The following is a 26463-nucleotide window of genomic DNA, read 5'->3' as shown; positions in this document are numbered from 1 at the left end:
TAACAGAAGATAAATTGAGAGGATCAGGGAGACGCAAGCGCCTCCCTGATAACGCAGATTACAGCGCGATACGAATCACGTCGTCTGGCGCAGTGGCCTCTTTCTGACGGGTAGACTCTTGCTTCACGCTGACATACAGCGTTTTACCATCCGCAGACAGCGCCAGGCTGTTCGGGAAGGTTGGGGTCTGGATGGTTTTCGTCACTTTATAGCTCTTCGCGTCGATAACCGTCACGGTACCCGCTTTACGCTGAGTCACGTAGACTTCATTGCGCGCAGGGTTAAACAGCACCGCCAGCCCTTCTTTGGTGTCAATCTTCGCCAGCACTTTGCCGTCTTTCAGGTTAACGGCCAGCACTTCCGGCTGCTTAGAATCGGTAATGAACGCACGCTGGCCATCTTTATCCAGGCTGATGTTCATGTAGAAGTGCTCTTTACCGTCGTCCTGCAGTTTCTGGCGCGTTACGATTTTATTGGTCGCGGTATCGATGGTGATGAGCTCACCGTCGGCGTTGGTCACGTACAGACGCTGTTTGTCAGAGTCTACCGCCAGGCCGGTACCAAAGCTGCCGGTGCCTTCAATGGTGGTTTTCAGCGCAATTTTATCGCCATCAACTACCCATACCGAGCTGCTATCTTTGCCAATACCGGTGATGTAAACGGTGTTGGTCTTCTCATCAACCGCCAGCTGACGCGGCTGCAGCGGCTTCACGGTTTCACTACGTTGACGGGTTTCCAGCACCAGACGACCTTTGACGTCGCCGGTTTTCGCGTCAATTGCGGTGACAGAACCGTTGGTGGTGTTGCCAAACCACAGGGTCTGAGTCTGCGCGTTAATGGTCGCGCCGAACGGTTTGAGATCGTTGTGAATCGCCTGAGTCACTTCCAGCGTCACAGGATCGAGGCGATAGACTACGCCGCCTTTATCGGTTTTACGGCTCTGCGAAGTGGCCAGCCACAGCGCATTCTCCTGCTGGCTGTAGGCCATTTCATATGCCCCTTTACCGACCGCTTTGCGCAGCATTTCATCTGCGGCATGCGCGCTAAAGCTCCCCGCCAGCAGTAAGGCACTCAGCAACAAAGAACGGCGCAGGCGCGGCGCGGACAATTGACGTAATGACATGACGACTCCCTTTGATGAACTATTTTTTTACGCTTCACATCGCTTCAGGCTTCGCGGCGTCGTTGCACCGCGTTTTATAGATGCGAATAGTAATCATTAATTTATGTAAAGTAGAGCTTTTCTTTGTCCTGACAACCAAATAGTTGCCATTCCATTACCTACATTTAACGATTTATGCTGCTAAAGTTTTCAATATATTTACAAAAGTATTACCCTGTTTAGGTTGTTCCATTTGGTACATTTTGCGAGTTTTCCATGAAAATCATTACTGTTCGCACAGCGACGCTGCCTGCGCTGCTGTTGCCTCTTGTCTTTTCGCCACTGTCCTGGGCCAATGACGAACAAACATTAATTGTCACCGCCACGCCGCAGACGGTGTCCGAACTGGACACGCCTGCGGCGGTGAGCGTGGTCGATGGCGACGAGATGCGCCATGCCACCCCGAGGGTGAATCTTTCCGAATCGCTGGGTGCGGTACCGGGGTTGCAGATCCAGAACCGACAGAACTATGCCCAGGATCTTCAGCTGTCGATCCGTGGATTTGGGGCGCGTTCCACCTTCGGCGTACGCGGTATCCGCATCTACGTTGACGGTATTCCCGCCACCATGCCGGACGGCCAGGGGCAAACGTCGAACATCGATATTGGCAGCGTCGAGAGTATCGATGTGCTGCGCGGCCCCTTCTCTGCCCTGTACGGCAACTCTTCCGGCGGCGTGGTCAACGTTAAGACCGAAAGCGGCAAGCAACCTACCACCGTGGAAGCCAGCAGCTACTACGGCAGCTATGGCACCTGGCACTACGGCATGAAGGCCAGCGGCGCAGTGGGCGATGGTACGCAGGCGGGGGATGTTGACTATACGGTGTCGACCAATCGTTTCATCACCAGCGGTTATCGTGACCACAGTGCGGCGCGTAAAAATCTCGCCAATGCCAAACTGGGTGTGCGGATTAATGACGCCAGTAAGCTGACGCTACTGTTTAACAGCGTGGATATTAAAGCCAACGATCCCGGCGGCCTGAGCTATGCCGAAATGCACCAGGACCCGCACCAATCCCCGCGTGGCGATCAGTACAATACGCGTAAAGACGTCAAACAGACCCAGGCGGGGCTGCGCTATGAACGCCAGTTAAGCGAGCAGGACTCGCTCAGCGTGATGATGTATGCGGGCGAGCGTCAAACCACCCAGTACCAGTCGATTCCGCGCGCCCCGCAGCTTAAGCCAACCCATGCCGGTGGCGTTATCGATCTGGACAGACACTATCAGGGCATTGATACCCGTTGGACGCACAGCGGCGAACTGCTGGTGCCGGTGACCTTCACCAGCGGGCTGGATTACGAAACCATGAGCGAAAAACGCCATGGTTACGAAAACTTCGTCATGGACGGCAGCACGCCGGTGTATGGCGAAAAAGGCAATCTGCGCCGCAACGAACGCAATCTGATGTGGAACCTTGACCCTTACCTGCAAAGCCAATGGCAGTTGACCGACAGACTCAGTCTCGATGCCGGCGTGCGCTACAGTTCGGTTTGGTTTGACTCCAACGATCATTACGTCACGGCAAACAACGGCGACGACAGCGGTGATGCCAGCTACCACAAATGGCTGCCCGCCGGATCGCTCAAGTATGCGGTAACCGATGCCTGGAACGTCTATCTTTCTGCCGGACGCGGCTTTGAGACGCCGACAATCAACGAACTCTCCTACCGTTCCGGCGATCAGAGCGGGCTAAACTTCGCGCTGCAACCCTCGACCAACGATACCGTGGAAATAGGCAGTAAAACCCGCATTGGTAACGGCCTGTTGACCGCCGCGCTGTTCCAGACCGATACCGACAATGAAATTGTCGTCGACAGCAGCAGCGGCGGGCGCACCAGCTATAAAAACGCGGGCAAAACCCGCCGTCAGGGCATGGAACTGTCGCTCGACCAACAGTTCGCTGAAAACTGGCGCGCAAAAGCGGCCTGGACCTGGCTTGACGCCACCTACCGCACCGACGTCTGTGGTGATGGCAGATGCAACGGCAACCGTATCCCGGGAATTGCCCGCAATATGGGCTTTGCGTCGCTGGGCTATGAGCCGGAAAGCGGCTGGTACGCCGGGGCCGATGTTCGCTATATGAGCGACATTATGGCCAACGACGAAAATACCGCCCGCGCGCCATCATGGACGGTTGTCGGCCTGAACACCGGCTATAAATTCGATATCGGCAACTGGAGCATGGATCTGTTTGGACGGGTCGATAACCTGTTCGACCGACAGTATGTGGGTTCCGTTATCGTCAATGAGTCCAACGACCGCTACTACGAACCGGCTCCGGGCCGTAACTACGGTGTGGGTTTGAATGTTGCCTGGCGTTTTGAATAACATCGCTGACGTTTCCGGGGAAACCCGGAAACGTATTCTCTACATCAATATTAATGGTGATATTGCTGCTGTAAGAAGGTCGCCGACTCGTCAATAATCTGGCATATCGCCAAATGACTGGCGGAAGGCTCCTTTTTTTCCAGCGCGGACAGTAATGGTTGGTATACATTTATATGCTGAAACGGTTCTATAGAATTAGAATATAAATAATGGAAGCTAGGACCGGCACGAACCCATAATTGTTCAATCATGGTCATTAATGTTGGCATTTCTGCATAAGCATAAATTTTAAAGCGAAATTGATAATTGGCTTGCGGCATTTTCGTGATATCACCGGCATTTTTAGCCTCGTGAAATAATGATGAGAGCTCGTTCAATTCCCCTATTTTATCTGAGGTTATCTTCGCCGATGCCGTTGCGGTCGCCATGCCTTCAAGGTTTTTGCGGATCTGGCTGATTTCGCGATAGCCTGAATGATTTAATACCGGCACCATAAACGCCTGCGCGGGAGCAGCCTGAAGCGCACCGGAAGAGACCAACCGGAGTAACGCTTCGCGAACGGGTGTAATACTGATCCCCTGATTAGCCGCTATTTCTCGCGTCACCAATCGCTCGCCGGGTTTTAAGGCACCGATGATTAGCGCACTCTTGATATTATTCTCAACTTGTTGCGTCAAACTGATGCGTTGTGCTTTTGCAAAATCCAGCATTTTTATTTTAACTCCACAAATTATAGGCCCAGAGCCCTATAACAATTAATAGCTGGCATTTTCTTTTTTCGCTCAGGAAATACGATATATATTTTAAAATTGTTCCCTTAGTGAAATTCACCGGTCAATATTGTTAGCGAAACGATTGAGTGAGGCGGACATCCTGACCACCTCACTGAAAAAATGAGCTAAAGCGGAATGTTCAAACGTACAACCAGATAAACGCAGGGCTCAGTGCTGTCGTTGATAAATCGGCAGTCATTCGGCGGCCCGAGTTCCAAACAATCCCCCGCCTGCATGCGATGCGCGGTTTGCCCTTCCATAAACAGCAATTCTCCACCCTGCACCCAGATAAGCTGACGTGCCAGCGCGTATGCCGAGGCGGGCATAGGAATATCGCTCCCGACAGGCAGCTCAATTTGTACTAAATCGATAGGCAGCTCGCCGCGCGGCGACACGTGGCGGCGCAGATAATGGCTCTGCGGATCGTGCCAGACCGGCTGGTCGGCAAAGCGAAGTAGCTTACCTTCCTGAATCTCCGCCCTGGCAATCAGCGTCGACATACTGATGCCAAACGCGCCGGACAGCTTAGCCAGCAGTGCCGCCGTTGGGCTGCTTTCGCCGCGTTCGATTTTGTGGATCATCGCCCGCGACACGCTGGCACGCTCTGCCAGATCGCTCAGCGACCAGCCCCGTGACTCGCGTTCAATGCGAATTCTTGCACCGATCCGCTGATTTAGGTTGTCTTCAATAGTATTCATGGCGTAATAATATAGTGAACAACATTCAGGGTGCAACTATGTCTATTCGTTTTGCGACAAAAGAAGACTGTGCCGCGATTGCGGCAATTTATAACCATGCGGTAGTCAACACCGCCGCTATCTGGAACGATAAAACCGTTGATACCGACAATCGCATTGCCTGGTTTGAGGCGCGTCAGTTCGGCCACTTTCCGGTACTGGTGAGTGAAGAAGATGGCGTTGTCACCGGCTATGCCTCCTACGGCGACTGGCGTAGCTTTGACGGTTTTCGTCACACGGTGGAACACTCGGTTTATGTCCATCCGCAACATCAGGGTAAAGGGCTCGGCAACACTCTGCTCGGCGCACTGATTGAAGAAGCTAAACGTCGCGGCAAGCACGTGATGGTGGCCGGTATCGAATCGCAAAACTACGCCTCTTTGCATCTGCATGAAAAACACGGATTTGTCACTACCGGGCAGATGCCGCAGGTTGGCACCAAGTTCGGCCGCTGGTTAGATCTCACCTTCATGCAGCTACAGTTGGATAACCGGCTCGACCCGGATGGCCTGGCATGAATCAATCCCTCACGCTGACGTTCCTGATAGCCGCCGGCATTGGCCTGGTTATCCAGAACACGCTGATGGTGCGCATTACTCAGTCCGCCTCGACGATTCTGGTGGCGATGCTGCTGAACTCGCTGGTGGGTATCGTGCTGTTTGTCACTATCCTGCTGATTAAACATGGTCTTTCAGGCGTGAACGAGCTGGTGTCCACCATTAAATGGTGGACGCTGATACCCGGTCTGCTGGGGTCATTTTTTGTCTTTGCCAGCATCAGCGGCTATCAGTACGTAGGGGCAGCAACGACGATTGCGGTATTGGTGGCCAGTCAGCTAATTGGCGGACTGGTGATGGATATCGTTAAAAGCCATGGCATTCCATGGAGGGCGCTGGTGGGGCCGGTGTGCGGGGCGGTAATGCTGATTATCGGTGCATGGCTGGTGGCAAGACGCCAGTTTTGAGACACAAAAGCCGGTTATCAAGCTTAAAAGGTGGCACAGCCCCCTCATCCATCGGGATGAGGGGGCTGATAATCAGTAAAAACTAGAGGATCGTGCCGCCCTGGCTGAGCAGTTCGCGACGCGCTTCTTCCAGCTCCTGCTGGTTTTTACCGTGATGAGCAATCGCCACGCGCAGGCGTTGCTGCTGGGTAAAACGATCTTCACGGCTGAGCGCCGCATCATCGCTCAACACAACCAGCAGCTCATTCATGTGCGTAATCACGCTCTCTTCAATCGCGGCATCAACGCGTGCGATAACCTCATCCAGATGTGACATACTCGCTCCTTAATTAATTTTCACTTTCGAGAAATCACTGCCCATCAGGCTAACGCTGTAGCCCGTGATGTTGCTGCGCGTGGCATAGAAGGTTTTGCCATTCGCCAACGCAATCCACGGTGCTTGCTGATAGTAGATTTCCTGTGCCTGGCCGTACAACGCGGCTCGTTTCGCCGGATCGCTGACGACCAGCGCTTTTTTCACCAGCCCATCATACTCTTTATTACACCAGCGCGCGGCGTTGGAGCCGGATTTTATGCTGTCGCAGCCGAGCAGCGTATTGGCAAAATTATCCGGATCGCCGTTGTCTGACATCCAGCCGTACAACGCGCTGTCATGCTCGCCTTTGCGGATACCGGAGAGGTATTCGCCCCACTCATAGCTGACAATTTTGGCCTTCACGCCCACTTTAGCCCAGTCATTCTGGATCATCTCGGCAATACGACGCGAGTTAGGGTTGTACGGACGCTGAACCGGCATCGACCACAATGTCACCTCCACACCCTTCTCAAGCCCGGCCTGCTTCAACAAGGCTTTCGCTTTTTCCGGGTTGTAGCCGTAGTCCTGGAGATCCTTTTTGTAGCCCATCATATTCGGTGGAATTGGCGATTTGGCCACCGTCCCGGATCCCATAAACACCGCGTTGACGATAGCTTGTTTATCGGTAGCGTAGTTTAGCGCCTGGCGGACCAGCACGTTATCAAACGGCTTTTTGCTGGTGTTGAACGCCAGATAGCCGACGTTCAGTGCTTCAACCGCGTGCAGCGTCAGGTCGTGATTTTTTTTAATCACATCAAACTGTACCGGCGAAGGCGCAGGGATAATCTGGCATTCGTTGGTTTGCAGCTTCGCCAGACGCGTCTCGACGTTTGGCGTAATGGAGAAGATCAGGTGTTTGGTCGGCACCGCGCCATCCCAATAATTTGGGTTAGCCAGGTAGCGAATCTGAGAGTCGACTTTGTACTGTTGCAACACGTATGGCCCGGTACCAATTGGCCAGTTATCGACGTTCTCCGGGGTGCCTTTTTTCAGCATCGCATCGGCATATTCCGCCGACAGAATCGATGCGAAGTCCATGCCCCAATCGGCGAGGAACGCGGCGTTGGGTTCGTTCAACACGAACTGTACGTGATAGTCATCAACCTTCTTCACCTCTTTAATAAGCTTATCGAGGCCAACGTCGCTGAAGTACTCATAGTTACCCTGCGAGACATTGTGATACGGATGATCTTTATCCTTTTGACGCAGCACGGAGAAAATCACGTCGTCAGCGTTAAAGTCACGGGTCGGTTTGAAGAACTTGTTACTGTTGAACTTCACCCCCTGACGCAACGTGAAGGTATAGGTCAGGCCGTCTGGAGATATCGTCCAGTCGGTTGCCAGCGATGGAACCGGGGTGTTTTTGACCGGGTCGAAGTTAATCAAACGGTTATATAACACCTGCGAACTGGCCACAAAACTCGGGCCTGAGCTGGCGATTTGCGGGTTAAAGGATTCCGGTGAGGCTTCGGAGCAGTAGATGAGCGTGTCGTTGCTGGCCGCCAAGGCGCTTGCCGGTAACAGTGCGCTGAGCGCCAGCGCGAGGAGCGTTTTCCCTGTAGTCATTTGTTATAAGCCTTTCAGTTTTATTATAACTCGCAGATATTCACTAGGTAGATAAATCGAGAGTATCTCTACCGCTTTATGAACTCGGCGCGTGGACAGGCTAATAACAGCATAAACTGCGCTAATCAGCAAATAGTTAACTGAAACAAACCACATAATTAACATTATTTTCAGCGAGTTAAGATTAGCGATGATTCTTTTTCCCGCGAATGTCCCTCTAGCAGGAAGCCCCTCATTCTGAGCGCAGATAAACCTTCAGGTACCGCAAGTGGTACCAACACATACAGCAAATCTATACATAAGCAGCCAAATCCATTGAATCTTAAAGTTTTTTTCGTATAATCCATCAGATTATCCTCATACTGAATTAAGAATCTAATTTTATTTACAGGTATGTATGTCAAAGATTGGTTTTAGAAAAGATATTAATGGACTGAGATGTTATGCCGTCCTGCTTGTGGTGTTATTCCACTATGGGGTACCAGGATTTAGTTCCGGATTTATTGGTGTTGACATCTTTTTTGTTGTGTCAGGTTTTTTGATGTCAGCAATAATAATCCCTGGTGTCTTAAATAGAGACTTTAAATTATTCGACTTCTATATATCACGCATTGTCAGGATTGTCCCCTCAATCATCTTCTTGCTAGTTATCTTCTATGCCATTAGCTTTACATTCGCACCACCGGAAAGTTTTAAAGACTATTCAAAATACGCTATAAAATCATTGCTTTTCGTTTCTAATATCGCGTACTTAAATCTCCAGAATGGATATTTCACTGGCGACAGCGATAGTAATTTCTTGCTCCATACGTGGTCATTATCGGTCGAATGGCAGTTTTATTTAGTGTACCCACTAATGATAATGTTGACCGCGAGTGCAATCAGAAAGTTAAAATCACTACTGACGTTAGTTTTATTCATCCTCGCGGCATCATTGCTGACATCGATTCATTACTCAACGATTGATTCATCGTTTAATTTTTATACTTTGTTCACTCGAGCATGGGAGATGGCGTTTGGTGGAGTGGTGTTCATTCTATCGCAGAATAAAAGTAAAAATGCGATACTCTATCGCATTGGTATTGTATTGTTAGCCATTTCAGCATATGTCAGTTATAACATTCAACTATGGCCTGGTTATTTAGCCCTGTTGCCGGTAATTTCCACGGCACTGATTTTATACTCAGCAAACCAACACAGCATCATCTTTAATAATAAAGCATCGCAGCTGATAGGTTCGGCATCGTACTCCATCTATCTATGGCACTGGCCAATTTTTGTCACTTTAAGTTATTACGAACTACTCACCGATACTCTATCTCGCTTATTTTATTCACTTTTCTCTATCCTTGTCGGTATCGTCGTCTATGCTCTTTTTGAGAAAAAAGCGTCCAACAAACTAAAATCATTAAAGAAAAAACAAATTCTAGCCCTTGTTTTGATACCAATGATTATTTCTATCATCGTATTTGACTATACCCGCAGTCATTCGGGTTTTTTGTGGCGAGGTAATGCGAACTATCAAAAAGCGTCGACTGAAATTGTATTACCCAACCCTGATAACGGTTGGTGTTTTTATGCCATAGCCAGCAATCGCAAGTTGAATTTAGGACAAGATGGGCTAACCTGCCACATTGGTTCATTAAACAGCAAGAAAAAAGCCATTCTCTTTGGCGACTCTTTTGCAGGCCATTACATTCCATTCTGGGATACGGTAGGTAAAAAATTAAACTTAGATATCAATGCGATCACCACTAACTGGTGTGGCCCCTCAACCGGAACTGAATTTTTGGGGCCAAAAACCTCAATCGCCTATAAGCAATGCTTATTCAATCGTGAATACCTTGCTAAAAACATAGAAAACTATGATTATTTAATTTTCTCTGGCGCATGGTCTTATATCGTTGGCAATAGCGAAGCGAAGCAAGCATTTGAGTCATTATTAAAAACGGCGCAAAAAACGGGTAAAAAAATAATCATCATGGATGAACCTTACCAATTTGACGTAAACATTGGCGAAATGTACAAAAAATCGGTATGGGATGAGCATCAATTTGATATATCAAAATACATAACCAATTCGAAGAATGAACGTCAGGCAGAAGTCAGTACGGTGTTGAGGAATTTATCAGCAGACAATAAGAATACTGTTTTTCTGCCTCGCGAAGACTTGTTTGACGCGTCCCAGGTTAATACGCAGGGTGTCCCATACTCACTCGATGGCGAACATATTAGCGTCGTTGGTTCACTTTCTGCGGCAGAGCACTTCATCAACACCCAACGCTATACTGAACTCAATCATTTTACTCAGTAGCGGTTATTGCTCCCTCCCTGGTCATTCCAGGGAGGATCTGCGCCCATAGCGTGATGATTGTTTTTTGTCCGCTGCGCCTGCCAAAACACACCTCTTAAGCATCCCACAAAGCCCCAAAAGAAAATTTTCCTTAGGGCCAGAAATTCAATGCCGCGAGAATTACCCTATTTACCCCTCTCTTTCGCCGTTTGTTGCATTTTGCTTTGCGTAAAGTAATGGCGTGAAGAAGTCTATGGGACAGGAACGTGGCAAAAACTCTTTTACGCAGTGGAAGTCTTGATGATTTCCAGGCCGTGGGCGGCGGCGGGCAAACCGTATTTCATTCTGCATTGCAGGTACGGGAAACGCTGCGGTTACGCAAACAATACGCTTTAGTGGATTGTCTGGCAGTACCGCAGCTTAATGACGAAGGCGACCGGGTCGACTGGTATTCGCCCATTGCTGGCGAAGTTGTTGGCTGGAAAGCGGCAGATGAAACGCTGCGCACCCGCGCACTGCATTATTTAGAAGGCTTGCAGGAGAGCGCCAGAACGCTCAGCAAAAAGTGCCTGCAATCGGAAAAAACCGCGCAACAGCTGTTTGGCGCGTTGCTCGAAAAATCCCTGCAGTTTCCCGGCGAAAATCATCTTTTCCTGGTCGATGGCAAACCGGTCATTAGTTTCTGGGGTTTTGTGAACCTCAATGAAGGCGCGCGTGAGGATGCCCTCGACTGCCTGCGTTACGTTGAGCCTGAGCTGCCCGAAGAGCCGGTTATTATCGAGCTACCGGAAGTAGAAGAGCCCGAGGTTCCTGCGGTGACGTTTAGCGAAGCTGATATGCCACTGATCGGCGTAAATGAGCCGTTAATCAATGCCTATACGCTGCCAGCAGACGACGCGATTGAAGAAGAAAAGGCACCTGCCGAAACGGTAATTGCTCAACCTCTCGCGGTGAAAACTCGTCGCTCGCGTTGGGTATGGGGCGTTCCGCTGGCTGTAGCGGTGGCCGCCGTAGCCATCGCCGTACCGCTGATGATCCCAGCCACTCAGGCAGAATCCGAGCCGGTCACAGAAACCGTCGCGACACCGGCACCTGCCGTGCTGAAAGCCTCGGACATGCCGGTATTAGTCAGTGCTTTACCGCTGCATCAGGCCAGCATCAAGCCGGAACCTATCGCCCAGCAGGAAGAAAAACCGCTGGTGATTGCCGCCATACCTAAAGATGCCATGGTCATGGATGCCGACCAGATGCGCGTCGGTACCACCCGTTTCCTCAACGGCAGCTGGCGCGTGCAGATGGACATTAGCGATGCCCACAGCGGGAAAGCGCCAAGCCTGCGTTATCAGATCCAGAACAATAAAGGCACCGCCCGCGTCGTTCGCGACGGCAGTATCGTCTGCAAAGCGGCGATTTTCTCCGGGCTGCATCAAAACGGTGAGCTGATGATCAAGAGCCGTGGCAACGCCCAGTGCAGCGATGGCGCGCGCTATCCGTTGCCAGAAATCAGCTGTAAACCTGGCAACAGCAACGTTGCCGTCTGTACCGCACGGTTTGACGCCAAAACGGTGGTGCCGTTGACCTTTAAAAAGACGGGAGCCTAAACCATGCTGGTGACTCTTTGCGATTACAAACAGAGCGTGACGCTGATTGCCAACAGCGGCGTGCAGTTCCTTGACTTCGGCCTCAGTCCGCAGGAGTCGCTACAAAATGGCCGCTTCGTGCGTAAAACCGCCAACGGCCCGCTGCTGCGTCTGGACTACGACGTCGTTAACCAGCGCCACACGCTGCCCGGTGAACCCGGAAGGCCGCCGGAAGTGGTGAAACCCGAGTCCACCCTCGCGCTGCATCACTCGCTCGCCCTGCTCGACGGCGTGTGGTTGCCGCTGCCATTTTTACGCTTTAACCCGCCGCGCACCTTCGTCGAAGGCCCGGATAACTGGGCGCGCGTGCAGATCCGCAAGCTGGCTGAGCCGGATACCGCCGGAAATACCCACCGCATCACGCTGGCTTTTGACAGCCAGATCGGCGACGACGCGGTCACCGCGCTGTCGCCGGTTGCCAACGATCTGCTTAACGGTACCCGCTTTGCGCTGGCCTGGCGCGACAACGAGCTGGCCGATTTCCTTGACCAAACATGGATTGACGGCTGGCTGCGCGAAGTATTCCAGCAGACGGTGGCGGTACATGAAACCCGCAGCGAGCGCGACCTAGCTCAGGCGCTGCGCAGCTTTGAATATCAGGGGCACTGGCTGAATATTCTGGCGTTGCTGGGTGAGCAATTAACGGTGCCGGAGATAAAAATCGTCACCGCCACCCTCAGCACCCCGGCGATTCCGGTAGACCTGATTCTGGACGTCGGCAACACCCATACCTGCGGCGTGATTATCGAAGATCACGGCGATGCCAACGATGGTCTGCGCCAGACCGCGGAGCTACAGGTCCGTTCGCTGAGCGAGCCGCAATATCTCAATGAACCGCTGTTTACCAGCCGCGTCGAGTTCTCTGAATCACGCTTTGGCAAACAGCATTTCTCCGTCGAGAGTGGCCGCGAAGATGCCTTTATCTGGCCATCGCTGGTGCGCGTTGGCGATGAAGCCCGCAAGCTGGCGATGCAACGCTTAGGCACCGAAGGCTATAGCGGTATCTCCAGCCCACGCCGCTATCTGTGGGATGAAACGCCAACCGTGCAGGACTGGCGCTTTAGCCAGATGAACGGAAAAACTCAGCGCGAACCGCTGGCGACAGCCTTCCCGCTGATGAATCTGATGAACGATGAAGGCCAGCCGCTGTTCACCCTGCCGCCGGATGAACGCATGCCGGTCTTCTCGCCGCAGTACAGCCGTAGCACCCTGATGACCCATATGCTGTGTGAAATCCTGTCGCAGGCGCTGGGGCAGATCAACAGCGTAGCGACCCGTTTACGTCTGGGCTTCCCTGCCTCACCGCGCCAGCTGCGAACGCTGATCCTGACGCTGCCGTCAGCTATGCCTAAACAGGAGCGCGAGATCTTCCGCCGCCGCATGTTCGAGGCAATTGCGCTGGTGTGGAAAGCGATGGGCTGGCACCCGCAGGATGATGATTTCGCCAGCGTGCGCTTGCAGGAAAAAAGCGTCGTTCCGATTCCAAAAATTCATATGGAGTGGGACGAAGCCAGCTGCGGCCAGTTGGTATGGCTGTATAACGAAGCCATCTCCCACTTCTCAGGGCAAACCGAAGCGCTGTTCGCTTCGATGGCGCGCCCGGACCGCCAGCCGGAACCGGGTGTGGCCCCAGGCCGTGCACTGCGCATTGCCTCGCTGGATTTAGGCGGTGGTACCACCGATATGGCGATTGCCCAGTATCAGCTGGACGATGGCATGGGTGGCAACGTCAAAATCACCCCGCAGCTGTTATTCCGTGAAGGATTTAAAATCGCCGGAGATGACGTGCTGCTGGATATTATTCAACGCTGCGTGCTGCCCGCGCTGCAAATCCAGCTGCAGAAATCCGGTGTTGCCGATGCGCAGGCCTTGATGGCGACGCTGTTTGGCGACTCCGGGCGATTAGATACGCAAGCGGTGTTACGCCAGCAAACCACGCTGCAGCTGTTTATGCCGATTGGGCATGCGATTCTCGCCGCCTGGGAACAAAGCGACGTGCAAGATCCGCTCGCCGGGCTGCATGCCACCTTTGGCGAACTGCTATCGCAACCCCCGACCCGGAACGTGATGAACTATGTCGGTCAAGCCATTGAACATGCGCTGCCTGTGGGCAGTGCGGCGTTTGATCTGCTGGCCGTGCCGCTGGAAGTGAATTTTAGCAGCCTGCAACAAGCGATGCTGGCGGGTGAATTTACGCTTGCCGGACCGCTGCATGCGCTGTGCGAGGCTATATCCCACTATGCCTGCGACGTGCTGCTGGTGACCGGGCGTCCGGGGTGCCTGCCCGGCGTTCAGGCCTTGATTCGCTATCTACAGCCGGTACCGGTCAACCGCATGGTGTGGCTGGATAAATACCACGTTCACGAGTGGTATCCGTTCAGTCAGCAAGGGCGTATTGGCAACCCGAAATCCACCGCCGCCGTGGGGGCGATGCTGTGCAGTCTGGCGCTGGACCTGCGCCTGCCGCACTTTAATTTTAAGGCTGCCGATATTGGCGCTTACTCCACCGTGCGCTATCTGGGGGTGCTGGATAAAACCGTGAATACCCTGCGCGATGAGAATATCTGGTATCACGCTCTCGACCTCGATAAACCGGGCGCGAAGCTGGACGCTCGTCTGCACTTCCCGCTGCGCGGCAACGTGACGCTCGGCTTCCGTCAACTCGCCAATACCCGCTGGCCCGCCACGCCGCTGTATACGCTGAGCATTAACTCGCCGGAGCTGGCGAAGGCTATTGCCGGGGATGGCGTATTGCAGGTCCGGCTTAAACTGCAAGGCGGCAGCAAACATGAAGCGCCGCAGGCGTTTGTCCTCAGCGACGCCTGGCTGCAGGACGGTACGCCGGTATCGCCGGATGCCCTGACCCTGAAACTGAATACCCTGGCCGACCGCCGTCACAGCGGCAGCCACTACTGGATTGATAGCGGGAGTGTATTCCTGAAATGACCTCTTTACAGACCGTGATGGACTGGGTCGACGTCACCCGACAGACTCACCCGGCGCTGGATGAAGATGCCGACGCGCTGCTGACACGATTGCTCGGTCTTGATGCCCAGCAGCAAACTCACCAGCAGGCAAGCCTGCGCCGCGCCAGTATTGCGCTGTTTGGCCACTCGCAGGCGTCCAAAGCCCATTTATTGCGCACGCTGTGCGGCAGCGGCGATGGCCGCCTGGCGGTACAGGCGGGAAGCAAGACCCTCGACTATTTTAGCCATATCAACCCCGGCCACAGCCTGACGCAAATGGCCGTGCGGTTTAGCCGCGATCCCTCGACGCCTGACGACGCGCTCCCGCTGCGCCTGATATTGATGAGCGAAGCCGAGCTGGTACAGCTGTTTATCACCCACGCCTGGCAGCGCGGCGACGCACGCGCGCCGGACAGCAGCGTTATCGCCCAGCGGTTGCGCGGCTGGCAAAGTCTGCGCCAGCCGCAGCCGGTGCCGGGTGTGACGTCGGCGGAAATCGCCGCCATTGCGCGTTTCTGGCGCGATACGCTGCCAACGTCATACCAGCAAATCGACGATGGTCTGTGGTACCAGTTTGCCCGCCTGCTGCCGTCGCTGGATTTGACCGCCCGCGCCCGCGCCTGGTCGCTGTTATGGGGCGAACAGCAGGAGCTGACCCAACAATGGCTGAAGCTGGCGCATACCCTGCACCAATTGGGCAACCGTCGGGAAGTTATGGCACCGCTGAGCTTACTGGTGGATGCCTTTACCCTACCGATGGATGCCTTTTTAACCCCGGGCGGCGAAAGCGATGATGCGGTATTGGTGCATCCGCTCACCGCCGAAGGTTATCAAAACGCGGTCAGCATTCCAGCGACCACGCTGGCGCTGTTGACCGTTGAGCTGGTGCTAAGCTGCGAAAATGGTGTGCTGGACAACGTGGATATCATTGATATTCCCGTTCCTGCCGCAACGCCGGATTCGCCGCTGTGGGCGTGTAAATGCCGCTGGCTGCTCGACCACTATCGCCAACATCGCCAGCCGGATATTCTGCTGGTGTGTAACGCCACCGCTCAGCGCGCCATGATCCCGGCTACCGCCAAAGCGCTGCTGCGTTGGGTCAACGAAACGCAGCCCGCGCAGGAAAATAAGCTGCCGGGTTTGGTGTGGGCAATCACCCCGGAAGATGACCGGTTTGTACACCAGCGTCACTTTGATGAAGCCATTCAGCAACTGGTCGGCAAGCCGGGCCAGCATTGGGGGACATTACAGGCCCTGGATCACAGCAGTTTGCAACGGCTGATTGAGTGGCTGTCGCAGGCGACATTGCCAGAACTTCGCCAGCGGCGTTTTGCCGCCATCGCCAGCGGCTTTCGGCAGCAGCTACATGCGCTGTGCCAGCCGTTGTTGGCCTCGACGCAAAACCACGCCGCGCAGGCGCAATCGGCTATCCGTGAATTGCAAACTCATGCGTCCCGCCACGGTGAACTGCTAGAAAGCCTGCTGCCGGATCTGGCCGCATTCGATGCCCTGTGCCAGGTACAGCAACAGCGCGAAGAAAAAGTCAGCGGCCTGTTTAACGACGCGGTCGATCTTTTTGCCGCCCCCGAAACGACGCCGCATAGCGTTCTGTCGCATCAGGATCATGGCTCGCAAGCCTATGCCTTGTGGTGTAAACATTTACGCCAGTGGAGCCGTCAGCCCCATCCGGTGCTGACGCCTGCCACCCAGCAGCAGCTCACGCTCACGCTGATCGCCGCCAGCCAGCGGATGTCGCTCGCCCAGCGTCTGCGTCAGGTGAGCGCCGAGCAGCAAGCCGGTGCCGCCCAACTGCGCGCGACCCTCGGCGACTTTATCAACTGGCTCGGCTACGCAGAACTGCCGACAGACCAGCGTCCGGCCAGCCGTGTCGTCAAAGACAGTGCGATTTTCGCGCAAAGCGTAGCTACCAGCAGCGCGCGGTTGACCCAGCTTGGCGAACAACCGGTGCATGCCGCCACTCGCTATGTTTATGATTGGTTGGTAGCGCTGTACGCCCGCAGCACCGAGGCGGGTGAACAAAGTAATCTGCTGCAATTAGATAACGATGCGCAGCGCCAGCTCCAGTTAATTCTCCAGTAACCCTCGGCGGCACAAGGATGTGAACCGCTTTCAGGAACTGAAAAAAAACGTGCGAAATCCGCATCATGGATGTTCACCTTGCGACCACCTCTTTACACTCGATCCATTACCCGAGTCGCTAAGAGGTTTCCATGACATTCACCTGCACCCTGTTTATTAATGGCGAAGCCTGCGCGGCATCCAGTGCTGCCACCTTCTCTCGCGCCAATCCCGTCAGCGGTGACATCGCCACGCACGCTCCCGCCGCCCCCCTTACCGATGCGATTCGCACCGCTGATGCGGCTGCGGCGGCCTTCCCGCAGTGGCGCGATACGCCGCCGGGGGAACGTCGGCGACTGCTATTAGCCGCAGCGGACCAGCTTGAGCAGCGCCACGACCAGTTTGTTGCCGCCATGAATGCCGAAACGGGCGCCACGCCGCATTGGGCCGGATTTAACGTCCATCTTGGCGCCGATATTTTGCGTGAAGCCGCCGCACTCACCACGCAAATCGACGGCCAGGTGATCCCGTCAAATATTGCGGGAAATCTTGCCATGGCTACGCGCCAGGGTGCGGGGGTCGTGCTGGGTATGGCACCGTGGAATGCGCCGATTATTCTGGCCGTTCGCGCTATCGCCACCCCGCTGGCCTGCGGTAATACGGTGATCCTCAAAGGCTCCGAACTGTCGCCCGCCACTCAAGGGCTGATTATTGAGTCGCTGGCCGCCGCCGGTTTCCCGCAGGGCGTGGTGAATTACCTGACCAGCGCCCCGCAGGACGCTCCGAAGCTGGTTGAAACACTGATCGCGCATCCGGGCGTACGGCGCATTAATTTCACCGGTTCGACGCCCGTCGGCCGAATTATCGCCCAAACCTGCGCGAAGCATTTAAAACCGGTGGTGCTGGAACTTGGTGGTAAAGCCCCGCTGCTGGTGCTCGACGACGCCGATATTGAACAGGCTGCCGCAGGCGCAACCTTCGGCGCGTTTGCCAACGCCGGGCAGATTTGTATGTCTACCGAGCGCATTATCGTGGATGAAAGCATTGCTGAACCGTTCATCGCCGCGTTAGTTAAACGAGTAAATGGCCTGCCGGCGGGATTATTGGGTTCGGTGGTCGACAATAAAACCGTGGTGCGTTGTAACGCTCTGATTGACGATGCGCTGGCGAAAGGTGCCACGCTACTCACCGGCGGCAAGGCAGACTCTACGCTGATGGCCGCCACGTTGCTGGCGGGCGTCACGCCGGAGATGCGTATCTGGAATGAGGAATCATTTGGCCCGGTGAAAGCGGTAATCCGCGCGCGCGATGAGCAAGACGCGCTGCGAATCGCCAATGACAGCGCCTACGGCTTGTCCTCTGCGGTCTACAGCCGCAATACCGCCCGTGCGTGGAACGTGGCGCAGAATCTACAAACCGGGATCTGCCACATTAACGGCCCGACGGTGCACGACGAAGCGCAAATGCCGTTTGGCGGCACCAAGGATTCCGGCTATGGTCGCTTCGGTGGGCGCGCGGGGATTCATGAATTCACCGAGCTGCGCTGGGTGACGTTGCAAACCACCCCGCGCACGCTGCCGTTTTAATCTGACGACCTGGTCGGGCGCCGCAACCGTCGCCCGACCCGTCATCGTATCGGTACCCTTCTACCGCTCCCACAGACGATTGAACTGCACATCATTCAGCTGTCGTGCGCTGTCGGTATTGCCCTTGTAAGGTCTTGCGGTCGTGGCCGCAGCCCCCCACGGAGACAGGCTATCGTAGCCACCGTCAATCGTGCTGTTGACAATCAATGCCTGGCCGTTGGCGGTTTTCCCCGGCAGATAACCGGTTTTCCCAGCCCCCTGATCCCAGGCGCGGCCCAGCTTGGCTTTGAAGGTGCCTTTATATCCCTCATCCGTAGTAAAGCGGCTGTTTTTTACCAGGAAACCGTACGGATTTTCTGGCAGCGTATTCGGTGCCAGTACATAGGCTTCCGGCGACTGACGGCTGGAGACAGTATGGAAATGCACTCCGTCAAACACCGCGTTCGCCCGGCCGAAGACGTAGTCGACGTCGCCTTCGATATAGCTGTCTTTGACATAAACGCGGTTAATTCTGTCGGTTATCGCGTCATTGTGACGGTTGCTGACGTTAAGATACAGAGTGTCCTGCCGCCCAAGTAGACGAACGTTTTGCAACTGAATGCGATCGCCGTCGGTGCGCAGCGCGACGCCCTGATGGGTACCGCCGTCGACGGTATCAAGCAGGCTGTTGGCTATCGTTAAATTCACCAGTTGAAGATCGTTACTCTGCGACCAGAATACGGCGGCGCAGTTGGTGCCGATGAGCGCGGTGGTTTTTCCAGCGCACAGCGCATACTGATAATAGGCCGGGGAGTTTGGCGGGTAGTGGTCAGCATTGACCGTCTGGCGATACTGTGCCGGACTAAACTGTGAGTCCAGGGCCAACTCTATGCGCACCGATTCCGGCTGTTTGCCAGAGCCAAAAATCGTGATTGGCGGCGCGTCGTCGGGAATATAGACCGTGCCGGTATAAACGCCCGGCTCAAGACGAATAAAAATTCGCTCTGCGCCCTGATGCTGTGCGATGGCGGCATCAACGGCCTGCTGAACTCGGGTGAACGGTGCTCCGCTCGCGGCCACACGCCAGGGGGTATTAATATCGTTCAGGTTAATGTCACCAGGCTGCCATGCGCCTTGTGGCTGAGACAACAGGCCGCCCTGCGCAAAGTAGTTTTCTGCGGTGTAAGGGGCCGCTTCTTGCGCCGTCAGCAGCGGTCTGGTCGCCGTTCCTGTTGACGAAGGCGCCGAGCAGCCCTGCAGCACCAGTGGCATACAGAGCAGCGTCGACATTCCCAGGTAAGGTATTCTTATCATCGGTTCTCCATTTACATTAAATAGAAACTGAGAACCGATAATAATGGAACTTCGTTTTATTTTATGACTTAGCGATCACGCTTTCTCTGCGTCCAGCTCATCAAATACCTGCTGTGCCAGATGCATCGTGGCGTTGGCGGCTGGCAGACCGCAGTACAATGCCGAATGCATAATCAGCTCTTTAAGCTCATCGCGGGTGACGCCGTTATTAAACGATGCTCGCAGGTGCATTTTCAGCTCAGCCTCGCGGTTTAGCGCAATCAGCATCGCAATGGTTATCATGCTGCGGGTGTGGTGATCGAGGCCGGGACGGGTCCAGGTTTCCCCCCACGCGTAGCGGGTAATAAAGTCCTGAAACTCTTCATTCAGCGGCGATAATTTTTGTAACGTGCGGTCAACGTGAGCATCGCCCAGCACTTTTCGACGTATTGCCATGCCCTGCTGATAGCGCGAGTTATCGCTCATAATCTCTCTCCACAAATGCCACCAGCGCGGCCGTAAACTCTTCGCTGGCTTCGATATTTGATAGATGTGACGCAGGTAGTTCCACCAGCATCGAACCGTCAATTTGCTGGTGCAGATAGTCGGCATCGTCGATCGTAGTGACCGGGTCGTATTCACCGGCGATAATCAACATCGGCAGACGAATAGCCGCCACCTCGGCACGCAGATCCGCCGCCGCCAGCGCATCGCAACATTCGGCGTAGCCTTCTGCGTTAGTGTTCGCCAGTTGATGGCACAGCTGTTCCACTTCTGCCGGGTGATGCTGGCGGAATTCATGGCTAAACCAACGATCCGCAGCCCCGGCGGCTACCACACCCATACCTTCGTGACGTACGGTTCGGGCGCGGGAGAGCCAGCCCGCCTGCTCGCCAATTTTTGCCGCGGTATTCGCAACCACAATTGCCTGAAAACGCTCTGGGGCAAAACGAGCCAGCCAAAGCCCCGTCAAGCCGCCCATTGAGATGCCGCAGAAATAAGCTTTCGGGATATTAAGGGTATCGAGTAGCGTAATCACGTCCCCGGCCAATAGTGACAACGTCACTTTTCCCTGTTTAGCGGTTTGCCCATGGCCATGCGTGTCATAGCGCAGTACGCGGAACCGTTTAGACAATTCGGCGATCTGCGCGTCCCACATCGATAGCGTGGTGCCAAGGGAGTTAGAGAGCACCAGCACCGGTGCCGATTCAGGTCCATCAAGTCGATAATTTATGGTCATTTCCCTGCTCCTGATAGCGCGCCAGAACCTGACGCACAAAGTGTTCTGCACTGCCGATAGCGTTGGCCGGGTCCAGCAGCGGTGTAAGTTGTGCCGGGGTCAGATGCTGGCTCACCAGCGGATCGTTTTCCAGCAGCGGTTGTAACGGGCAGTCCAGCGCAATCGCCCGATGGCAAATTTTCTCTACCACATGGTGCGCGTCGGCTTTACCGATATACTCCGCGAGCGCCTGAGTTACCGCTTCCGCCATCACCAGACCATGGGTTATATCTAAATCGGCGCGCATCTTCTGCGTGTTGACCAGCATACCGCGCAGCAGGTTTTCGCTATTTTCCAGCACCCCTCCTGCCAGCATAATCAGCTGCGGCAGGGTTTCCCATTCCGCCTGCCAGCCACCCAACGCACGTTCATGCTGCTGGATTTGGCTGGCGTACAGGGTTGCCATTAGCCCCGGCGTACGTTGCACCGCCGCCAGAATGGCCGCGCAGCTCACCGGATTACGTTTATGCGGCATGGCGGACGAGCCGCCGCGACCTTCCGCCACCGGTTCGCTAACTTCCGCCACTTCGGTTTGCATCAGCAATGAAAAATCATTCGCCAGTTTACCCAGCGTCGCGCTCAGTCCCGCATACCAACTCGCCACTTCAATAATACGGTCACGCTGACTGTGCCATGGGGTATCCGGGAGGTGTAAATCTAAGGTGTCGGCCAGCCGTTGCGCCACTTCCGGTCCCTGTGTTTTCAAAGACGCCAGGGTTCCTGCCGCACCGCCAAACTGCAGCGCCAGTATGCGAGGGCGCATTTCGCTTAGTCTTTGCTGCCAACGCAGTAAGGCGTCCAGCGTTCCCGCGAGCTTTAATCCAAAGGTGATGGGCAGCGCATGCTGCATCCATGTCCGTCCCGGCATCAGCGTTTGTCGGTGGCGCTCCACCTGTTGGGCCAACACCTGCATCACGCGCTGAAGGCGTATATCGGTTTCAACCAGCGCCTGACGCAGTTGCAGCACCCTTCCCGTATCAATGGCGTCCTGACTGGTGGCGCCCCAATGGACATAGCGCGAAGCCTCAACATCATCGTTTTTAACCCATTGAGTCAACTGTTTGACCAGCGGGATCGCCAGATTACCGGCGTTGACAGCGGCATTCGCCAGCGCCTGAAAATCCAGATTTTCGGCCCGGCAGGCGGCGATGATAGGGTTCATCGCCGAGGTCGGGATGACCCCACACCGCGCCTGCGCCGTCGCCAGCGCGGCTTCGAAGTCCAGCATGCCCTGCACGGTCTGCTCATCGCTAAAAAAATCCGTCAGCGCATGGGTACGCAATAGCGGGGTCAACACACTCATTCCTGCTCCTTAAACGCGTTCAATAATCAGCGCAATCCCCTGACCCACGCCGATACACATAGTACACAGGGCATAACGCCCGCCGGTCCGACGCAGTTGATAAGCTGCGGTCATCGCCAGTCGCCCACCGGACGCCCCTAACGGGTGGCCCAGCGCAATCGCCCCGCCGTTCGGATTCACCTGCGCGGCATCATCCGGCAGACCTAAATCACGCAGCACCGCCAGCGCCTGCGCGGCGAAAGCTTCATTCAGTTCAATGACGTCCATCTGCGCAAGCGTCAGCCCGGTTTGCGCCAGCACTTTGCGTACGGCTGGCGCGGGGCCGAAGCCCATAATGCGCGGTGCAACGCCTGCGGTCGCCACGCCCACTACGCGGGCCAGCGGTTGTAAATCATTCTGCGTCATGGCCAGCTCGCTGGCCAGCAGTAGCGCACAGGCACCATCGTTGACGCCAGAGGCATTGCCAGCAGTCACGGTAGCATCAGGACGCACCACGCCTTTCAGTTTTGCCAGCGCCTCAATAGAGGTGCTACGCGGGTGTTCATCCTGCGCAAAACAGAGCGGCTCGCCTTTGCGCTGCGGGATCCACACCGGAATTAATTCATCGCTAAACATGCCGTTGGCCTGCGCCTGGGCAGTACGCGCCTGGCTACGCAGCGCAAACGCGTCCTGATCGACGCGGGAAATAGCGAAATCTGTTGCCACGTTCTCTGCCGTTTCAGGCATTGAATCAACGCCGTACAGCGCTTTCATCTGCGCGTTTATAAAGCGCCAGCCGATAGTGGTATCTTCCATTTTCATACTGCGACTGAAGGCGCTTTCCGCCTTGCCCATCACAAATGGCGCACGCGACATGCTTTCGACGCCGCCGGCAATCATCAATTGCGTTTCGCCGCTTTTAATCGCCCGCGCCGCAATCCCGATAGCGTCAAGGCTGGAACCGCACAGACGGTTGACCGTACTACCCGGCACCGTGTCCGGTAATCCGGCCAGCAGCAGCGCCATGCGCGCCACGTTACGGTTATCTTCACCCGCCTGGTTGGCACAACCGTAGATAACATCGTCGATACGCGCCGGATCTAAGCCCCGGTTACGCTCCAGCAGCGCTTTTAACGGTAACGCGCCCAGATCGTCGGCACGAACGCTGGAGAGCGTACCACCAAAACGGCCAAACGGTGTGCGCACTGCGTCGCAGATAAATGCTTGATTCATCATCATTCCTTATGCGGTTTCCGCAACGGCGTCGTAGGTTAAGGTGACAGGGGTGATACGCTGCAATTCATCAAACGACAGCCCGTTAAAAATCTCGCGCACCACCGGGCCTTTGTCGGTGATATCAATAACCGCCAGATCGGTGTAGATACGGCTCACGCAGCCCACGCCCGTTAACGGGTAACTACAGTGCTCAACCAGTTTGCATTCGCCATCGCGGGTTAGGTGATCCATCATCACGAAGACCTGACGCGCACCGACCGCGAGATCCATCGCCCCGCCGACCGCTGGGATTGAATCCGGCGCACCGGTGCTCCAGTTGGCGAGATCGCCCTGTGCTGAAACCTGATACGCCCCCAGCACGCAGATATCCAGATGACCGCCGCGCATCATGGCGAACGAGTCGCCGTGGTGGAAATAGCAGCCGCCCTGGAGCAGCGTAACGTACTCTTTGCCGGCATTAATCAGTTCAGGATCTTCTTCGCCAGCCGCCGGTTTTGGCCCCATGCCCAACAGGCCGTTTTCGCTGTGCAGGAAAACCTCTTTATCAGACGGCAGGTAGTTAGCAATGCGAGTTGGCAGGCCGATACCCAGGTTGACATAAGCGCCTTCCGGGATATCCTGGGCAACACGGCGGGCCATATCATCGCGAGAGAGTTTTTGCATATTGGGATCCTTAGGCGCGCAGCGCCTGGTTGGCGAGAGTTTCCAGCGAGAACACACGCTGCACGAAAATCCCAGGGGTGATGATATTTTCCGGGTCCAGTTCGCCCAGCGTCACCAGGTTGCTGACTTCGGCAATCGTCGTTTTTGCCGCCGTCGCCATAATTGGCCCGAAATTACGCGCCGCTTTGCGATAGACCAGGTTGCCCCAGCGGTCGCCCTGATGGGCTTTAATCAAGGCAAAATCAGCCTTGATGGGATATTCCAGCACATAGTGGCGGCCGTCGATTTCCCGGGTTTCCTTGCCATCTGCCAGCGGTGTGCCGTAACCGGTGGGGGTAAAAATCGCCCCAAGCCCGGCACCAGCGGCCTGAATACGCGCGGCCAGGTTACCCTGAGGGACCAATTCCAGCTCTACTTCGCCACGGCGATAGAGGTCGTCAAAAATCTGCGAGTCAACCTGACGTGGGAACGAGCAGATCATCTTGCGCACGCGTCCGGCTTTGAGCAGCGCCGCCAGACCGATTTCGCCGTTACCGGCGTTGTTATTGATGATGGTCAGGTCGCGAGCACCCTGCGCAATCAGAGCGTCGATAAGCTGCGTCGGTTGCCCGGCAGGCCCAAAGCCGCCAATCATTATCGTCGCGCCATCGTTGATACCCGCGACGGCATCCGCCAGCGTCGACACACTTTTATCAATCATCAGGTTGCTCCTTGATGTGCGGTTATCGCACTTATATTCGTTGTTCGCACAAAATGTGACCCGCTTAACGATGTGGGTCAAGGGCGATAATCGAAATATGGTGCGATTATCGAACATCATGTATGTTTAGCTTCAGAATGTGATCGACGGCATAAACGGAGAGAGAAATGGAGCAACATCCAGACGATAAATTGACGGGTGATAGTGACCCGTTCAAAGGCGACCCTAACTTTATGGCCTCGCTGGCGCGCGGGCTGGAGGTTATTCAGGCCTTCACACCGCAGCGCAGAGTGCTGTCTATTTCACAGATCAGCCAGAAGACCGGCATACCGCGCGCAGCGGTGCGCCGCTGCCTGTATACGCTTGGTAAACTGGGATTTGTCTATGCGGAGGATGGTAAGAATTTTCAGCTACGCCCGCGTATTCTATCGCTCGGCCATGCGTGGCTGGCCTCAACGCCGCTGGCGCGTTCCGCGCAGCCGGTGCTGAAACACTTAAGTGAAATGCTCAATGAGTCGTGTTCGATTGCCACCCTCGACGGCGACGATATTCTGTACATCGCCCGCGCTTCCAGCTCGCGGATTATGACTATCGATCTGGATATCGGCAGCCGTTTGCCGGCATGGTCGACATCAATGGGGCGCGTGCTGTTGAGCCATCAGCCGGAAGAAAAGCTCAACGATATGCTGGCGCGCACGACGATGATTCGCTATACCCCGCAGACGATTTCATCGGTGAGCAAATTGCGTAGCGAGCTTAAGGCAGTGCGTCAGCAGGGTTATGCCTTGAACGATCAGGAGCTGGAGATGGGGTTGCGCTCGCTGGCGGTGCCGCTCTACAACGCGCAGGGACAGGTTGAAGCCGCGCTTAACGTTGGCGTTCATGCCGGGCAGGTTTCGGCAGCCGAGCTGCTGGAGCGCGTGCTGCCTGAGCTGCAAAAGGCCGCTTCCGAACTGACCCTGTTGATGCGTTAGCGGCTACGTTTGGCGTGCCGCTCCCAGTTTTCCTGTTTGGCGGCCGCCGATTTGCGCAGTGAAACGTAGCACGCCCCGCTGCCGCCATGGTGCGGTAGCGCCGCGCTGAATGCCTGTACATCCTCGAACTCAGTCAGCCAACGGGCCAGGTAGCTACGAATAATATTGGCGTGTGAGCCGTCTTCTTTCGCCTTGCCATGAATAATTAGCACGTTGCGCAGGCTATCCTGCTGTGCCTGATGGATAAACGCAAACAGCTGCTGACGGCATTTTTCAACCGGTTGGTGCATGAGATTGAGGCTGGCCTGCTGACTGTATTTTCCCAGACGGAGCTTATCCAGCACGCCCGTTTGCAGCCCTTCACGCTTAAATTCAAGCGGCGTATCAAGCGGAACGATATCCAAAAAGCCGGTGGTGAGGAAATTATCCATCTGCAAGGTGTCTATCTGCTGCCGGGTGCGGGAGTTACGGACAGGTTGCCAGTGAACGTCATGGCATTGCTTGAGCGGCTGGACATCATCCATAGCGTCAAGGAATAGTGATTTTTCTTCAGGATTCATGTGACCTCCCCTTGCGACAACTGGCGGATACTATAGCCGCGAGGCACC

The 26463-nt window shown here is 55.1% G+C and carries 22 protein-coding genes; 9 read left to right on the top strand and 13 right to left on the bottom strand.

Annotation, left to right across the window (positions count from 1 at the left end; translation table 11 throughout):
- Positions 1 to 58: 58 nt before the first annotated feature.
- Positions 59 to 1123: a 7-bladed beta-propeller protein YncE gene (yncE, locus tag ABOC97_RS00930; protein ID WP_349592909.1), complete on the bottom strand. Its 1065-nt coding sequence runs from the start codon at positions 1121 to 1123 to the stop codon at positions 59 to 61.
- Positions 1124 to 1378: 255 nt separating this feature from the next.
- On the opposite strand from yncE, the gene pqqU reads away from it, so the two are divergent.
- Positions 1379 to 3490, top strand: coding sequence for a TonB-dependent receptor PqqU (gene pqqU, locus ABOC97_RS00925; protein ID WP_349592907.1), 2112 nt, complete (start codon positions 1379 to 1381; stop codon positions 3488 to 3490).
- Positions 3491 to 3540: 50 nt separating this feature from the next.
- Here the strand turns inward: pqqU and ABOC97_RS00920 are convergent, their stop codons facing one another.
- The gene (locus tag ABOC97_RS00920; protein WP_349592905.1) at positions 3541 to 4200 is read right to left on the bottom strand and encodes a GntR family transcriptional regulator; all 660 of its coding nucleotides are present in this window, start codon (positions 4198 to 4200) and stop codon (positions 3541 to 3543) included.
- A gap of 188 nt (positions 4201 to 4388) precedes the next feature.
- Positions 4389 to 4961: a helix-turn-helix domain-containing protein gene (locus ABOC97_RS00915; protein WP_349592903.1), complete on the bottom strand. Its 573-nt coding sequence runs from the start codon at positions 4959 to 4961 to the stop codon at positions 4389 to 4391.
- Between the two features lie 38 nt (positions 4962 to 4999).
- Here ABOC97_RS00915 and ABOC97_RS00910 point away from each other — a divergent pair, with 38 nt between their 5' ends.
- Both ABOC97_RS00910 and ABOC97_RS00905 read left to right on the top strand, forming a co-directional pair.
- Positions 5000 to 5518: a GNAT family N-acetyltransferase gene (locus ABOC97_RS00910; RefSeq protein ID WP_349592901.1), complete on the top strand. Its 519-nt coding sequence runs from the start codon at positions 5000 to 5002 to the stop codon at positions 5516 to 5518.
- Positions 5515 to 5964 carry a DMT family transporter gene (locus ABOC97_RS00905; protein WP_052283366.1) on the top strand — a complete coding sequence of 150 codons (450 nt, stop codon included), beginning with the start codon at positions 5515 to 5517 and terminating at the stop codon, positions 5962 to 5964. Before ABOC97_RS00910 ends, ABOC97_RS00905 begins: the two co-directional genes overlap by 4 nt.
- 82 nt (positions 5965 to 6046) lie before the next feature.
- Here the strand turns inward: ABOC97_RS00905 and ABOC97_RS00900 are convergent, their stop codons facing one another.
- Complete coding sequence (locus ABOC97_RS00900) at positions 6047 to 6280, bottom strand: DUF2526 family protein (RefSeq protein WP_234504627.1); 234 nt, start codon at positions 6278 to 6280, stop codon at positions 6047 to 6049.
- Positions 6281 to 6289: 9 nt separating this feature from the next.
- A complete protein-coding gene (locus tag ABOC97_RS00895) occupies positions 6290 to 7885 on the bottom strand; it encodes an ABC transporter substrate-binding protein (RefSeq protein WP_349592898.1) in 1596 nt (531 codons plus the stop codon).
- Positions 7886 to 8282: 397 nt separating this feature from the next.
- On the opposite strand from ABOC97_RS00895, the gene ABOC97_RS00890 reads away from it, so the two are divergent.
- The 5 genes from ABOC97_RS00890 to ABOC97_RS00870 all read left to right on the top strand — a co-directional run bounded on the left by ABOC97_RS00890 (position 8283) and on the right by ABOC97_RS00870 (position 18449).
- Entirely contained in the window at positions 8283 to 10199 is a 1917-nt protein-coding gene (locus ABOC97_RS00890; RefSeq protein ID WP_349592896.1) for an acyltransferase family protein, read from the top strand.
- A gap of 245 nt (positions 10200 to 10444) precedes the next feature.
- The gene (locus tag ABOC97_RS00885; protein WP_349592894.1) at positions 10445 to 11779 is read left to right on the top strand and encodes an SrfA family protein; all 1335 of its coding nucleotides are present in this window, start codon (positions 10445 to 10447) and stop codon (positions 11777 to 11779) included.
- 3 nt (positions 11780 to 11782) lie between these two features.
- Positions 11783 to 14764: a virulence factor SrfB gene (locus tag ABOC97_RS00880; RefSeq protein WP_349592892.1), complete on the top strand. Its 2982-nt coding sequence runs from the start codon at positions 11783 to 11785 to the stop codon at positions 14762 to 14764.
- Positions 14761 to 16884 (top strand): virulence factor SrfC family protein, encoded by a 2124-nt coding sequence (locus ABOC97_RS00875; RefSeq protein WP_349592890.1) that lies wholly within the window; start codon positions 14761 to 14763, stop codon positions 16882 to 16884. Before ABOC97_RS00880 ends, ABOC97_RS00875 begins: the two co-directional genes overlap by 4 nt.
- A 131-nt stretch (positions 16885 to 17015) precedes the next feature.
- Complete coding sequence (locus ABOC97_RS00870; RefSeq protein WP_349592888.1) at positions 17016 to 18449, top strand: aldehyde dehydrogenase; 1434 nt, start codon at positions 17016 to 17018, stop codon at positions 18447 to 18449.
- A gap of 60 nt (positions 18450 to 18509) precedes the next feature.
- On the opposite strand, the gene ABOC97_RS00865 is transcribed toward ABOC97_RS00870, so the two are convergent.
- The 7 genes from ABOC97_RS00865 to ABOC97_RS00835 all read right to left on the bottom strand — a co-directional run bounded on the left by ABOC97_RS00865 (position 18510) and on the right by ABOC97_RS00835 (position 24881).
- Complete coding sequence (locus ABOC97_RS00865) at positions 18510 to 19742, bottom strand: putative acyl-CoA thioester hydrolase (RefSeq protein ID WP_349592885.1); 1233 nt, start codon at positions 19740 to 19742, stop codon at positions 18510 to 18512.
- 75 nt (positions 19743 to 19817) lie between these two features.
- A complete protein-coding gene (gene pcaC, locus ABOC97_RS00860) occupies positions 19818 to 20207 on the bottom strand; it encodes a 4-carboxymuconolactone decarboxylase (protein WP_349592882.1) in 390 nt (129 codons plus the stop codon).
- Positions 20197 to 20961, bottom strand: coding sequence for a 3-oxoadipate enol-lactonase (gene pcaD, locus ABOC97_RS00855; RefSeq protein ID WP_349592880.1), 765 nt, complete (start codon positions 20959 to 20961; stop codon positions 20197 to 20199). The genes pcaC and pcaD overlap by 11 nt, the downstream gene beginning before the upstream one ends.
- The gene (locus ABOC97_RS00850) at positions 20939 to 22303 is read right to left on the bottom strand and encodes a 3-carboxy-cis,cis-muconate cycloisomerase (protein ID WP_349592877.1); all 1365 of its coding nucleotides are present in this window, start codon (positions 22301 to 22303) and stop codon (positions 20939 to 20941) included. The genes pcaD and ABOC97_RS00850 overlap by 23 nt, the downstream gene beginning before the upstream one ends.
- Before the next feature lie 9 nt (positions 22304 to 22312).
- Positions 22313 to 23515: a 3-oxoadipyl-CoA thiolase gene (gene pcaF, locus ABOC97_RS00845; protein ID WP_349593520.1), complete on the bottom strand. Its 1203-nt coding sequence runs from the start codon at positions 23513 to 23515 to the stop codon at positions 22313 to 22315.
- Between the two features lie 9 nt (positions 23516 to 23524).
- Entirely contained in the window at positions 23525 to 24181 is a 657-nt protein-coding gene (locus ABOC97_RS00840; RefSeq protein WP_349592875.1) for a 3-oxoacid CoA-transferase subunit B, read from the bottom strand.
- Positions 24182 to 24191: 10 nt separating this feature from the next.
- Positions 24192 to 24881 (bottom strand): 3-oxoacid CoA-transferase subunit A, encoded by a 690-nt coding sequence (locus ABOC97_RS00835; RefSeq protein ID WP_234504652.1) that lies wholly within the window; start codon positions 24879 to 24881, stop codon positions 24192 to 24194.
- Between the two features lie 167 nt (positions 24882 to 25048).
- On the opposite strand from ABOC97_RS00835, the gene ABOC97_RS00830 reads away from it, so the two are divergent.
- Positions 25049 to 25855, top strand: a complete 807-nt coding sequence (locus ABOC97_RS00830; protein ID WP_349592872.1) for an IclR family transcriptional regulator domain-containing protein — start codon at positions 25049 to 25051, stop codon at positions 25853 to 25855.
- On the opposite strand, the gene smrA is transcribed toward ABOC97_RS00830, so the two are convergent.
- A complete protein-coding gene (gene smrA, locus ABOC97_RS00825) occupies positions 25852 to 26415 on the bottom strand; it encodes a DNA endonuclease SmrA (protein WP_349592869.1) in 564 nt (187 codons plus the stop codon). The genes ABOC97_RS00830 and smrA overlap by 4 nt on opposite strands.
- Positions 26416 to 26463: the final 48 nt, after the last annotated feature.

The sequence above is a fragment of the Kluyvera huaxiensis genome, from assembly GCF_040149365.1.
GTDB lineage: Bacteria > Pseudomonadota > Gammaproteobacteria > Enterobacterales > Enterobacteriaceae > Kluyvera > Kluyvera intermedia_A.
The sequence above is the reverse complement of the archived record's forward strand: the minus strand, read 5'-3'. Positions and strand labels throughout refer to the sequence as shown.